This window comes from Caulobacter sp. LARHSG274, assembly GCF_052871235.1.
Genome location: NZ_JBIXJO010000002.1, coordinates 585,026 through 597,769, shown reverse-complemented (window position 1 = coordinate 597,769; position 12,744 = coordinate 585,026). Strand labels below are relative to the sequence as shown.

The window sequence follows — 12,744 nt, the reverse complement described above, 5'->3', positions numbered from 1 at the left end:
CCGTGTTTTACTAACCCGGATCGCATGGAAACGGAACGGGAACATGCTATAGGCGAAGCGATGCTCGCGGCGAACGCCCTTCCTCCCCGTTTTTCCGACTGGTTCGCCGCTCGCGGCTGGACGCCCAGGCCGCACCAGCTGGCCATGGTCGAGAAGGGCCGGCAGGGCCGCGACGTGCTGCTGATCGCCCCGACCGGCGGCGGCAAGACCCTGGCCGGGTTCCTGCCCAGCCTGATCGAGCTGGCCGAGCGCCCGCCGCGCAACGCCCCCGCCGGCGTCCACACCCTCTACATCTCGCCGCTGAAGGCCCTGGCCGTCGACATCGAGCGCAACCTGGCCACGCCGATCCGCGAGATGGGGCTGAAGATCGTCGCCGAGAGCCGCACCGGCGACACCGGCGAGGCCCGCAAGCAGCGCCAGCGCCTGCGGCCGCCCGACATCCTGCTGACCACCCCCGAGCAACTGGCGCTGTTCTGCGCCTGGGAGGGGGCGCGGGAATACTTCGCTGACCTGTCCTGCGTGATCATCGACGAGGCCCACGCCCTGTGGCCGTCCAAACGCGGCGACCTGCTGGCCCTGGGCCTGGCCCGGCTGCAGACGTTCGCGCCGAAGATGCGGCGGGTCGGACTGTCGGCGACGGTGGACGATCCGGACCTGGTGCGGCGGTGGCTAGGTCATCACCACCCCCCTGCCCCTAGCGGGGAGGCGACGAGAGGCTCGCACGCCGTCGACCTCGTCCTCGGCTCCGGCGGGGCCCAGCCGATCGTCGAGGTGCTGGTCAGCGGCGGCCGCGTGCCCTGGGCCGGCCACACCGCCGAGCACGCCATGGCCGAGGTCTATCAGATCATCCGAAGCGCCAAGACCGCCCTGGTCTTCGTCAACACCCGCTTCCAGGCGGAATTTGCCTTCCAGGAACTATGGAAGCTGAACGACGACGGCCTGGCCATCGCCCTGCACCACGGCAGCCTGGCGGCCGAGCAGCGGCGCAAGGTCGAGGCGGCGATGGCGCGCGGCGAGATCCGCGCCGTGGTCTGCACCTCGACCCTCGACATGGGCATCGACTGGGGCGACGTCGATCTGGTGATCCAGCTGGCCGCGCCAAAGGGGGCCTCGCGGATGGTCCAGCGCATCGGCCGCGCCAACCACCGGCTGGACGAGCCGTCGCGGGCCCTGCTGGTGCCGGCCAGCCGCTTCGAGATGCTGGAGTGCCGCGCCGCCGCCGCCGCCATCCTCGGCGGCCACCTGGACGGCGATCCGGCCCGGACCGGTACGCTCGACACCTTGGCCCAGCACATCATGGGCTGCGCCTGCTCCGAGCCGTTCGCCCTGACCGACCTGCATGACGAGATCCGCGCCGCCGGCCCCTATGCCGACCTGTCCTGGGAGGACTTCGAGGCGGTGGTCGATTTCGTCTCGACCGGCGGCTACGCCTTGAAGAGCTACGACAAGTTCCGCCGCATCGTGCCCGGCCCGGACGGCCTGTGGCGGGCCCGCAATGCGCAGACCGTGCTGCGGCACCGGATGAATGTCGGGGCCATCGTCTCGCCGGCGACGATCAATGTCCGCATCGGCGGCGGCAGGCGGCCGATGGGAGGCCGCAAGGTCGGCGAGGCCGAGGAAGGCTTCTTCGAGCAGCTGAAGCCGGGCGACACCTTCATCTTCGCCGGCCAGGTCTGGCGGTTCAACAGCCTGGTCGGGGCCGACGCCTTCGTCACCCCGGCGCCGGACAAGGACCCGATGATGCCCAGCTGGGGCGGGTCGAAGTTCCCGCTCTCGACCTATCTGGCCAGCCGGGTGCGCAAGATGATGCACGACGAACGCGAATGGGGCGCCCTGCCCGCCGACGTCCAGGAATGGCTCGGCTATCAGAAGGTCCGCTCGCACATTCCCGAGGAAGACGAGCTGCTGCTGGAGACCTTTCCGCACGGCAAGCGCTTCCACCTGGTGTTCTACAGCTTCGAAGGGCGCCTGGCCCACACCACCCTGGCCATGCTGCTGACCCGGCGGCTGGACCGGATGGGCGTCGGGCCGCTCGGCTTCGTGGCCAACGACTATGCGGTCAACATCTGGTCGCTGAAGCCGATGGACGAACTGGACCTCGACGAGCTGTTCGCCGAGGACATGCTCGGCGACGACCTGGAGGCCTGGCTGAACGAGAGTTTCCTGATGAAGCGGGCCTTCAAGGCCTGCGCCCTGATCGCCGGCCTGATCGAGCGGCGCCATCCGGGTCAGGAAAAATCCGGCCGCCAGGTGACCTTCTCGACCGATCTGATCTATGACGTGCTGCGCCGCCACCAGCCCGACCACCTGCTGCTGCGCTGCGCCCGGGCCGACGCCGCCACCGGCTCGCTGGACGTGGGCCGGCTGGGCGACATGCTGGCGCGGATCAAGGGCTGCATCCGTCATGCGGCGCTGGACCACGTGTCGCCCTTCGCCGTACCGATCATGCTGGAGATCGGCCGCGAGCGCGCGCCGGGCGATGCGGCCAGCGAAATGATCCTGGCCGAGGCCGAGGAAGACCTGATCGCCGAGGCGATGTCGTGAGAGTATGCAGCGTGACCAGCCTGGCGTTCCAGATCGGCGATTGCGGCGGCCTGCGGGTCGAGATCGCGGGAGCGCGCGCGGTGCTGCGCCCGTCCGGGGCCTTGTGGCTGGAGAGCGCGCGGACCCTGGTGGTCGCCGACCTGCACTTCGAGAAGGGCAGCAGCTACGCCGCCCGTTTCGGCCAGATGCTGCCGCCCTATGACACCCGCGAGACCCTGGACCGGCTGGAGCGCGAACTGACCGCCCTGTCGCCGGCGACCCTGGTGTTCCTGGGCGACAGCTTCCATGACGGCGCCGGCGAGGACCGCCTGCCGGCCGACGACTACGCTCGCATCGCCGCCCTGGCCCTGGGCCGCGCCCTGGTCTGGGCGGTGGGCAATCACGACGCCGACGGGCCCAGGACCCTGCCCGGCGACCTCGTCGACGAGGCGCGGATCGCCGGCCTGACCTTCCGCCACGAACCCCTGCCCGGCGCCCAGCCCGGCGAGGTGGCCGGCCATCTGCATCCGGCCGCGCGGGTGACCAGCGGCCGCGCCACGGTGCGCCGGCGCTGCTTCGTCACCGACGGCGCGCGCCTGGTGCTGCCGGCGTTCGGGGCGTTTACCGGCGGGCTGAACATCCTCGACCAGGCCTTCGCGCCGCTGTTCGGCGGTCCGCCCCTGGCCGCGGCGCTGGGCGCGCGGCGGGTGCATGCCGTGGGTTGGAAGTCGCTGCGGCCGGACTGAGATCTGGCGGGACGGATCACCCTTCCCGCCCGGGCGTTTGATTTCCGGGACGTGGAAGGAGTACCGTCATGCGACCGATCCTGATCGGCGTCGGCGCCGTTCTGGTCCTGTCGGGCGCGCCCACGGCCGCCGTGGCTGGCGAAGCCCCGGTCAAGACCGTGGCCAAGCTCGACGCCAAGGATCCCAAATACGACACCGAAGCCTGCAAGGCCCTCCGCACCAAGGCCATCGACTACGAAGAGCCCGGACTGGTCAAGAAGGCGCTGAAGATGGGCGGCAACGCCGTCGTACCGCTCGCCGGAACCGTGGCCTCGGCCGCCTTGGGCATGAAGCAGGACAGCAAGGCGGAAAAGCTGAGCAAGCAGGTGGCGGCGGCCTGCGTGTCCGACCCGCTGAATGAAACGACACCGCTGATCAACGCGCCGAAGTCGGAGGCCAGCGCGGCCGTGATTGCGGTCCAGGCGCCGGTGGCCGATGTCGCCACGGCCGCGGCGGTGAACGCGGCGGCGACCGAAACGGCGGCCACTACTCAGTAGACTTAGAGGTGGAGCGCCTGCTCCAGCGCGAAGGCCAGCGAGATAGCGGCGCCGGAGGTCAGCAGGGTGCGCAGGCGCGGGCGCCAGGCCGGGCCGTCGTGGTTGGTGACGTCCCACAGCCATTGCAGGATGAAGACCAGCAGGAACCCCGACAACTGCCAGGCCGGCTCGAACTTCAGTCCGCCCAGCAGCAGGCCGAACCCGGCCAGGGGCGACAGCAGCGACAGGCCCAGGGTCAGCCAGCGGGGACGCGGGCGCTCGATCTCGAGCCCGCAGCGGACGCCGCCCAGATAGGACAGCATGGCGGTGGAATAGGCCAGCAGGCTGATCAGCGCCACCTGGCGCATGTCGATCGGCCCATAGCAGAACAGCGCCGAACAGACGACAAACGGCGCCAGGGTCGCCAGGCCGCAAACCCAGACGGCCAGGGGGACCGGCACGCGATCCGGCATGTGATCGGTTGCTGCTTGAAACGCCATATCCACTCCTTCGGAAGGCGGCCAAGGCCGCTTCTCCCGTTCCCCCCGGAATGGGCGACTATTACCGACCTCGGCCCACAGGTCCACGGAGGATATTTAGCCGCACAGCACAGCTTGCGACCGAAAGGGAGGCGTTATCGCCTCCCGCCCGCCAAGTCTAGCGCGAGAACACCGACAGGCGGTTCAGCGTCTCGCCGTCCAGGCCGCCCGAGCTGGGCAGATTTTGGTCGCGCTGGTAGGCGGCGATGGCCATCTGCAGGGCGGGCGAGGCGGCGCCGTCCTGGGGACCTTGATAATAGCCCAGCTTCGACAGGGCCCGCTGGGCGGTGGCCAGGCCGGCGCTGGGCGCGGCCGCGGCGGTCTGGGTCGGGGCGGCGGAGGCCTGCGAGCGGAAGCTGTAGGCCGAGCGCTCGGCGATCCGCTGGCCTTCGGCGGTCAGCTGGGCGCGCAGGGCCATGGCCCGGCCGCGCGCGGCGCCGTCGCCGGCCTTGGCGGCGATCAGGTACCATTTGTAGGCCTCGGCCGGGTTCTGGCTGACGCCCCAGCCGCCTTCATAGAGCTGGGCCAGATTGAACTGGCTGTCGACCAGGCCCAGGTCGGCGGCCTTGCGGAACCAGCTAGCGGCCTTGGTCGAATTGCGCTCGCCGCCGTCGCCCTTGTAATAGTAGAGGGCCAGGTTGTGCATGGCGCGGGGCTCGCCGGCCGTGGCGGCGCGTTCGGTCCAGCGGCGGGCCTCGGCCAGGTCCTTCTTCACCCCGCCCTCGCCGACCTCGTACATCTTGGCGAGATAGAACTGGGCGCGCGGCAGGCCGAGATTGGCGGCCTTGCGCAGGGGCTCCAGGCCCGAACGGTCCTTGGCCTCGATGCGGCGCACGCCGTCGTCATAGAGCGCCACGGCGTTTTCGGCTGGCGGCGCGAGGACCGGCGTCGTCTCGACCAGGGTCGCGGCGGGATCGGTGGAAACCTGCGAGGTCAGGGCGATGGCCGCGCGCGGTCCGGCCGGGCTGGTGTCGGCTTCCGGGGCGCGGATCTCGCCTTGCGACCGCTTGCCGGCCGCGGCCATGGCCACGCGATCGGGAACGGCGCCCGTGCCATGAGCCATGCTCATGATGTAGCCGGCGGCGCCGACGCCCAGGCAGGCGGCGGTCGCCGACACCATCAGCCCGGTCTTGATCGTCGAGCTGTTCTTGCGCTTCTTCTCGGAGCTCTTGACGCCGAAACCGGCGAACAGCGAGGTTCCGGACTTCTTGGCCTTGTCCTTGCCCTTGGCGTCGCCGGCGGCGGCGGCCTGGCGGGCGGCGGCGCGGGCCTGCTCGATGACTTCGCGCGTCGACAGCGGACGCGGCGGCGCAGCGGGCTCGGCCTCGGGTTCAGCTTCGAATTCGGGCGCGAAGTCAACGCTGTCGTCCGGCTCGAACTCCGGTTCGAACACCGACTCCGGTTCGGGCGCAGCGACCGTATCGAAGCCGTCGGCGGCCTCGAAATCCTCGTCGCCGAACACCGGATCGATCGGCTCGCTGGCCGGGAAGGCCGGGGCGGCGAATGTCGGGGCTTCGAAGGCGGCGGGGGCCACGGTCCGGGCCGGGGTCGAAACCGGCGCCGGGATGAACGCGGCCGGCTGATGGAAGACGTCCTCGGGCACGGCCTCGCCGCCGAACGAGAAGCGCTCGCCGTCGAACGGCGACGGCTCGTGGCGCGGCGGGGGCGGGGCGGCGACCGTGGCGGCGGCCTGTTCGGCCAGGCGGCGCTGGGCCTCGCCGAGCTTGGCGTCGATCTTCTCGCGGGCTTCCTCCAGCAGGCGGGCGGTGCGCTCCTCGCTCTGGCGGATGCGGTCGACCAGCTCCTGCGAGCTGCGCTCGTGGCGCTGGTTCAGGCGGTCGGTGACCCGGGTGACCTGGTCGCCGACATCGTCGATGGCCAGGGCGTTGCGGCGCTCGGCGTTGCTGATCCGCTCGGCCAGCTTCTCGGTGATGCGGGCGATCTCGCCGCCCAGCTTTTCCAGAGCCTGGGCCTGGACGCTGTCGGCGCGGTTCAGCTTCTGCTCGACGGTGGTGGCGATACGGGCCACCTCGCCGCCGATCTGCTCGACGGCGGCGCTGGTGCGGGCTTCCGAGGTCTGGACGCGGCGGTTCAGGGCGTCGGCCATGCCGACCACTTCGCGGCCCATGCGCTCGATGGCCTGGGCCGAGCGCTGCTCGGCGGCCTGCACGTGGGCGGTCATTTCGCCCAGCTTGTGCTCCATGCGATCGAAGCGGCCGTCGGCCGACTCGCGCAGCTTGGCCGCCATTTCCAGGCGCGCGGCCTCCATGCGCTGGATCAGGCCGTTGGACAGGTCGTCGAGCCGCTGCTGGACGCCGCTGGCCGGATCGGCGGTCTCGACCACGTTGAGGCGGCCGTCGAGGGCGCTGAACGACGCGCCCAGGGCCTGCAAGGCTTCGGCGGTGCGCGCCTCGGCGGCTTCCAGCCGCTGGCCGAGCCGGGCAACGACCTCTTCCACCAGGGCGGAAGGATCGGCCGCGCCCTGGTTGTCCAGGCGGGCTTCGAGACTGGCGATGGTCTCGCGGGTGCGGGCCTCGCCTTCATAGAGGTGGCCGGCGACCTTGCCCAAGGCGCCTTCCAGCGCACGAAGCGCTTCGGCCGAGCGCGGGCCGACGGCCTCGGCCTCCATGCGGCGCAGGCGTTCGGCGGCGCGGGCCTGGTCGGTCTTGATCTCGTCGACGGCGCCCTCGAAGCGGGCGGCGACGGCGACCTGTTCGCGCTCGGCCTGGGCCAGGCGCTGCAGGGCGCCGCGCACGGATTCGTCGATGCCGGAGATGGCCTGGGTCGAGCGCCGCTCGGCGGCCTCGATGCGATGGGTCAGGCGGTCGAGGGCGACAGCCACGCGACCGACCTCGTCGGCCGGATGCTCGAGCGCCTCGATGCGGGCCGGCGCGTCGCGGCGGCTGGTCTCGTAATAGCTGCTGCCGGCAGGACTGTTGGCGGCGCCGCTATTGGCGGGAAAGGGGGGACGTCCGGCGCCGCTGAAGGTTTCGAGGGCTGCTGCGGGATCGCCGCCTTCGCCCTCGATGATCATGCGGTTGAGCCATTCGCCCAGGGTCATGCCGGAGCGACGCGCGAGGTCCTTGGCGACCTCCCGTGCCTTGGGGTCTATCCCCTTTACGCTCCATGGCGCCGCGGCCGTCATCCGAATCGATCTCCCAACACCTGGGGACCAACGCTAGACACCGATTCCTAGCGTGTAAACGCGACCAAAAACGCTACATATAGCGTCGGTCAATCTTAGCTGTGGATGGTTAACAGACACAACTCCGACCCCTATGTACCTAAGATTCGGCCAGACGTGGTTAACGACCGTTAACCATTTGCATGGCCGATTGTCGCAGGCCATGAGGGGCCGATGGACCTGATCACGACAAGCATCGCCGCCCTGGTCGCCCTCGCCCTGGCCGTGTTCTGCGGCTGGCGCGGGGCGCGTCCGATCAATGTTTTAAAGGGCCCGCGGATGATTCCGTGGCGGGTGCTGATGATGGGCTCGGCCGTCGTCCTGCTGCTGATGGCCGCCCATCTGCTCAACCTGCTGGGGCTGAAGACGGGCGACCCGCGCTACTAGGTCGCGGCCGTTTCGTCAGTCCGGAGACGCCGCCGGACGACAGCAGGCCGATGTCGGCGAGCAGAAAAGGGATCGCCCACTTGTGGGGCGCGGCAATGTAGCGCGGCTGCCAGACCGGATCGTACTTGTCCTTGTAGCGCCGCACGCCCTGGAAATTGTAGATTTCCTCGCCGCGCTCGTAGAGCAGCCGGCCCACCCGCGACATGATCGGGGCCAGCGGGCGATCCTCCAGGCCGGCCAGCGGCGCGACGCCGAACTCGAACGCCTGGTAGCCCTGCTCCTTGCCCCACTGCAGCAGCTCGACGAACAGGTAGTCCATGACGTTCTTGGGCGCGTCGTCGGAATAGCGCATCAGGTCCATGGAGAACGACACCTTGCCGGCCGTGGTCCACAGGGTGGCGAAGGCGACGATCTGGTCCTCGACGCGCACCAGGGCGACCGGGAACTCGGCCACGTAGCGCTCGTCAAAACCGCCCATCGAGAAGCTCTTCTCGCCGCCGGCGTGGTGGGCCAGCCAGGCGTCGGAGATCGCCTTCAGCTCGTCCATCACCGCCACGGCCCCGCCGACCGGCAGCACCTCGAAGGCCGCCCCGCCTTCGCCGGCCTTGCGCCAGTTGCGGCGCAGCACCTCGCGGCGGCGACCGGCCAGGGAGAAGGCCTCCAGCGGCACGGCGGCGCTCTCGCCGGTCTTCTGGATCGCCAGGCCCAGATCGACGCTGTCGGGCAGGTCGGCCGGGCCCAGGGCGTAGAAGCCGGCCCGGGCGGCATGGGCGTCGGCCAGCTCGCGGAACCGCCAGAACAGCTCCATGCGCTCGTCGTCGCGGCCGACCGGCGGTCCCATGGCGATCCACGAGCGGCCGCGCACCCCGAACATCAGGAAGCTCTCGCCCGAGGCCGAGAACAGGAAGCGCTTGTCGCCCAGCAGGGCCAGGTTCGACGGCGGCTCGGCGTTCTCGGCCTTGGCCAGGATGGCGCGCACCTTGTCGAAATCCGGGTCGGCGTCGTCGACGACCGGCGGGGTGGCCGGGGTGGCGATCAGCCGCCAGACGCCGATGGCCATCAGCACGATGGCGGCGGCGGCGGACGAGCGGATGGCCCGCGCCGCCTCCTGGTCGCCCATCATCTTGATCCACGACTGGTCGGCGTATTCGGTGTGGGTGAAGGTCCACCAGCCGCACAGGGCCACGCCGACCAGGGCGGCGGCGGCCGAAAGCAGCCAGCCGGGAGTGATCTCCATCCGCGACAGGGCCGCCTTGCGCGGGAAGGCCTCGTGGAACGGCAGCATGGCCAGCAGGATGGCGGTCAGGATGACCGTCTCCTCCCAGTTCAGGCCCTTGAACAGGGCCAGCACCGCCCCGGCCGCCAGGGTGAACAGCGCCGCCCACCAGGCTGCGTCCAGCCGCGCGCGCAGGCCGAAGGCCAGCAGCACCAGCACCAGGCCCAGGATCGACGACACGAAGTGGCTGACCTCGATCAGCGGCCCGGGAGCGATGGCCACCCACAGGGCGAAGCGGGTCGGTTCGGACGGCGTGGCGCCGGAGGCCAGCAGCAATATGCCTGCGCCGGCGGCGAGAACCGCCGACAGGGTCGGCGCCACGGCCAGGGACGCAGGTCTCAATTCAGGCGCGGACATCAAGACCCCTGATCGGCGAATCCCTGAGGGACACGTCATCGGCCTTCACTATAGCGCGCCCGGCGGGGCGCGGTCGCCCGCCCCATGACGAACGGTCGTTTGAATCTTGGCTTGCTCCGCGCGCCGCCTGGCGTAGTCTGCGCGCCGACGACGCGGAAAAGCGGCGCGGACGACATCGGGAGCACGGTCATGGCGGATTTCGGCGGCGGCGATCTGGAGACCTTTCGCGCCGAGACGCGCGCCTGGCTGGAGGCGAACTATCCGCCGTCGTTGAACGCGCCGATGGGCGAGGACGAGGCGCCGTGGGGCGGCCGCCAGGCGGTGTGGAGGAACCCCGACGCCAAGCTGTGGCTCGACCGCATGGCGCAGCGCGGCTGGACCGCGCCGATGTGGCCGCGGCAATACGGCGGCGGCGGCCTCTCCAAGGACCAGAACAAGGTGCTGGAGCAGGAGCTGCACCGGCTCAAGGCCCGCCCGGCCCTGCTGAGCTTCGGGGTCTGGATGCTGGGCCCGGTGCTGCTGGAATACGCCACCGAAGAACAGAAGCAGCGCTTCATCCCGCCGATCGTGCGCGGCGAGATCCGCTGGTGCCAGGGCTATTCCGAGCCGGGAGCCGGCTCCGACCTCGCGGCCTTGCAGACCCGGTGCGAGGACCAGGGGGACCATTGGCTGATCAACGGCCAGAAGGTGTGGACCAGCTATGCCGACCAGGCCGACTGGATCTTCTGCCTGGTGCGCACCGACACCAGCAAGAAGCACGAGGGCATCTCGTTCGTGCTGTTCGACATGACCTCGCCCGGCATCGAGGCTCGGCCGATCAAGCTGATCAGCGGCTCCTCGCCGTTCTGCGAGACCTTCTTCGACAATGTGAAAGTCCCCAAGGACCAGCTGGTGGGCAAGGTCAATGGCGGCTGGGACATCGCCAAGCGGCTGCTGCAATACGAGCGCCAGAACATCTCGGCCTCGGGCTTCGGGGCCGGCGGCGGGCTGGACCTGGTCGAGGTCGCCAAGCAGGAGGTCGGCGTCGACGCCGCGGGCCGGCTGGCCGACGGCGACCTGCGCGGCCGCATCGCCCAGCACCGCATGGACGCCCAGGCTTTCACCCTGACCGTCCACCGGGCCGAACAGGAGTCCAAGGCCGGCAACGGCCCCAGCGCCGCGGTGTCGATCATCAAGTACGCCGCCGCCAAGCTGAACCAGGATCGCTTCGAGCTGATGGTCGAGGCCATGGGCCTGCAAGGCCTGGGCTGGGCGGGCGAGGGCTTCACGCCCGAGGAACTGGCCGTCACCCGCGGCCTGCTGCGCTCGAAGGGCAATTCGATCGAGGGCGGCACCAGCGAGGTCAATTTGAACGTCGTGGCCAAGCGGGTGCTAGGCTTGCTGGATCACCAGTAAGCGCGCGAGGGACCATGATCGAGTTCTGGTACGAGTTCGGCTCCACCTACAGCTATCCCGCCGCCATGCGGGTCGAGCGGCTGGCCGCGCAGGCCGGCGTCGCGATCGAATGGCGGCCGTTCCTGCTGGGGCCGCTGCTGCACGACCAGCAGGGCCTGGAGGACAGCCCGTTCAACGCCTTCCCGGTCAAGGGCGACTACATGTGGCGCGACCTGCAGCGGATCTGCGACCAGGAGGGCCTCGCCCTGGTCCATCCCAGCCAGTTTCCGCGCAACGGCCTGCTCGCCGCCCGCGTGGCGATCGTCGGCCTGGACGCCGGCTGGACCCCCGCCTTCAGCCGCACCGTCTACCAGGCCAATTTCGTCGACGACCGCGACATCTCGCAGGCCGAGGTGCTGGCCCCGCTGATCACCGCGGTCGGGGCCGATCCCGACCAGGTGTTGGCCGCGGCCAACAGCGATCCAGTCAAGGCCCAGCTGAAGGACCATGTCCGCCAAGCCCGCGAGCGCGGCCTGTTCGGCGCGCCGAGCTTCATCACCGCCGACGGCGAGCTGTTCTGGGGCAACGACCGTCTCGAAACCGCCCTGGACTGGGCCGTCCGCCACCAAAATCTGGAGCAAGCCTGACATGGCCGTCCTGACCGAAGAACAGTCGATGCTGCGCGACGCCGCCAAGGGCTGGACCCAGGACAGCGCGCCGGTCGCGGCCCTGCGCCGCCTGCGCGACGGCGGGTCGGGACAAAGCTTCGAGCCGGCGACCTGGAACGAGATGGCGGCCATGGGCTGGGCCGGGGTGCTCGTGCCCGAGGCCCATGACGGCTCGGCCTTCGGCTATCTGGGCCTGGGGCTGATCCTCGAGGAGACCGGCCGCAACCTGGCGGCCTCGCCCCTGCTGTCCACCGCGATGATCGCCGCCAGCGCCCTGGTCCTGGGCGGCTCCGAGGCCCAGCAGGCCGCCTGGCTGCCCAGGATCGCCGCCGGGACGGCGATCGGGACCCTGGCCGTGGACGAGGGCTCGCACCATGCCCCGCTGAACACGGCGCTGGCGGCCACCCGCACCGGCGACGGCTTCGTGCTGAACGGGACCAAGACCTTCGTGATCGACGGCGAGACGGCTGACCTGCTGGTCGTCGCCGCCCGCACCGCCGGCCAGCCGGGCGACAGCGACGGGATCACCCTGTTCCTGGTTCCCGGCGACGCGGCCGGCCTCACCCGCACCCACCTGGCCCTGGCCGACAGCCGCGGCGCGGCCCGCATCGCCTTCGACGGCGTGGCCGTGGCGGCCGAGGCGGTGCTGGGCGAGGTCGACCAGGGCTGGGCGATCCTCGAGCCGGTGCTCGACCGCGCCTATGCCGGCCTGGCCGCCGAGATGCTCGGCTCGGCCACGGCCGCCTTCGAGATCACCCTCGACTATCTGAAGACCCGCACCCAGTTCGGCCAGCTGATCGGGACCTTCCAGGCCCTGCAGCACCGCGCCGCCAAGCTGTTTACCGACCTGGAGACCACCCGCTCCTGCGTAGAGGCGGCGCTGGAGGCCGCCGATGCCGGTTCGGACACCCGGCTGCTGGCCTCCATCGCCAAGGCCAAGGCCAGCGAGGTGCTGCACCTGGCCTCCAACGAGATGGTCCAGATGCATGGCGGCATCGGCATGACCGACGCCCACGACGCCGGCCTCTACATGAAGCGGGCCCGGGTCGCCGAGGCCCTGTTCGGCTCGGCCGCCTTCCACCGCGACCGCTATGCGCAGCTGTCAGGGTTCTAAGACCTTGGCCCTGGGAACTCCCCCGCGATCCTGACGGTTCTCCCTCCTCTCCCGCGAGCAA

10 protein-coding genes are annotated in these 12,744 nt (G+C 70.4%); 7 read left to right on the top strand and 3 right to left on the bottom strand.

Annotated elements, in window-relative coordinates; translation table 11 throughout:
- Positions 1-60 precede the first annotated feature (60 nt).
- The 3 genes from ACIPQB_RS07090 (at position 61) to ACIPQB_RS07080 (ending at position 3,805) form a co-directional block, all read left to right on the top strand.
- Positions 61-2,544 (top strand): ligase-associated DNA damage response DEXH box helicase, encoded by a 2,484-nt coding sequence (locus ACIPQB_RS07090; RefSeq protein WP_446484511.1) that lies wholly within the window; start codon positions 61-63, stop codon positions 2,542-2,544.
- 20 nt (positions 2,545-2,564) lie between these two features.
- Positions 2,565-3,269 carry a ligase-associated DNA damage response endonuclease PdeM gene (gene pdeM, locus ACIPQB_RS07085; RefSeq protein ID WP_446484738.1) on the top strand — a complete coding sequence of 235 codons (705 nt, stop codon included), beginning with the start codon at positions 2,565-2,567 and terminating at the stop codon, positions 3,267-3,269.
- Positions 3,270-3,337: 68 nt separating this feature from the next.
- Complete coding sequence (locus tag ACIPQB_RS07080; RefSeq protein WP_446484510.1) at positions 3,338-3,805, top strand: hypothetical protein; 468 nt, start codon at positions 3,338-3,340, stop codon at positions 3,803-3,805.
- A gap of 2 nt (positions 3,806-3,807) precedes the next feature.
- Here ACIPQB_RS07080 and ACIPQB_RS07075 read toward each other — a convergent pair whose 3' ends face one another.
- Together ACIPQB_RS07075 and ACIPQB_RS07070 are read right to left on the bottom strand one after the other, a co-directional pair.
- Positions 3,808-4,284 carry a DUF3429 domain-containing protein gene (locus ACIPQB_RS07075; RefSeq protein ID WP_446484509.1) on the bottom strand — a complete coding sequence of 159 codons (477 nt, stop codon included), beginning with the start codon at positions 4,282-4,284 and terminating at the stop codon, positions 3,808-3,810.
- A 157-nt stretch (positions 4,285-4,441) separates the two neighbouring features.
- Positions 4,442-7,384 carry a peptidoglycan-binding protein gene (locus ACIPQB_RS07070; RefSeq protein ID WP_446484508.1) on the bottom strand — a complete coding sequence of 981 codons (2,943 nt, stop codon included), beginning with the start codon at positions 7,382-7,384 and terminating at the stop codon, positions 4,442-4,444.
- 297 nt (positions 7,385-7,681) lie between these two features.
- Between ACIPQB_RS07070 and ACIPQB_RS07065 the strand changes: the two genes are divergently transcribed.
- Positions 7,682-7,894: a hypothetical protein gene (locus ACIPQB_RS07065; protein ID WP_446484507.1), complete on the top strand. Its 213-nt coding sequence runs from the start codon at positions 7,682-7,684 to the stop codon at positions 7,892-7,894.
- Here ACIPQB_RS07065 and ACIPQB_RS07060 read toward each other — a convergent pair.
- Complete coding sequence (locus ACIPQB_RS07060) at positions 7,854-9,527, bottom strand: phosphatidylglycerol lysyltransferase domain-containing protein (protein WP_446484506.1); 1,674 nt, start codon at positions 9,525-9,527, stop codon at positions 7,854-7,856. The genes ACIPQB_RS07065 and ACIPQB_RS07060 overlap by 41 nt on opposite strands.
- 189 nt (positions 9,528-9,716) lie before the next feature.
- Here ACIPQB_RS07060 and ACIPQB_RS07055 point away from each other — a divergent pair, with 189 nt between their 5' ends.
- From ACIPQB_RS07055 to ACIPQB_RS07045, 3 genes are read left to right on the top strand one after another with little or no spacing between them, the layout of a single operon-like run.
- Positions 9,717-10,922, top strand: a complete 1,206-nt coding sequence (locus tag ACIPQB_RS07055) for an acyl-CoA dehydrogenase family protein (RefSeq protein ID WP_446484505.1) — start codon at positions 9,717-9,719, stop codon at positions 10,920-10,922.
- 14 nt (positions 10,923-10,936) lie between these two features.
- Positions 10,937-11,548 carry a DsbA family protein gene (locus tag ACIPQB_RS07050; protein WP_446484504.1) on the top strand — a complete coding sequence of 204 codons (612 nt, stop codon included), beginning with the start codon at positions 10,937-10,939 and terminating at the stop codon, positions 11,546-11,548.
- Position 11,549: 1 nt separating this feature from the next.
- Positions 11,550-12,683: an acyl-CoA dehydrogenase family protein gene (locus ACIPQB_RS07045; RefSeq protein WP_446484503.1), complete on the top strand. Its 1,134-nt coding sequence runs from the start codon at positions 11,550-11,552 to the stop codon at positions 12,681-12,683.
- Positions 12,684-12,744 lie beyond the last annotated feature (61 nt).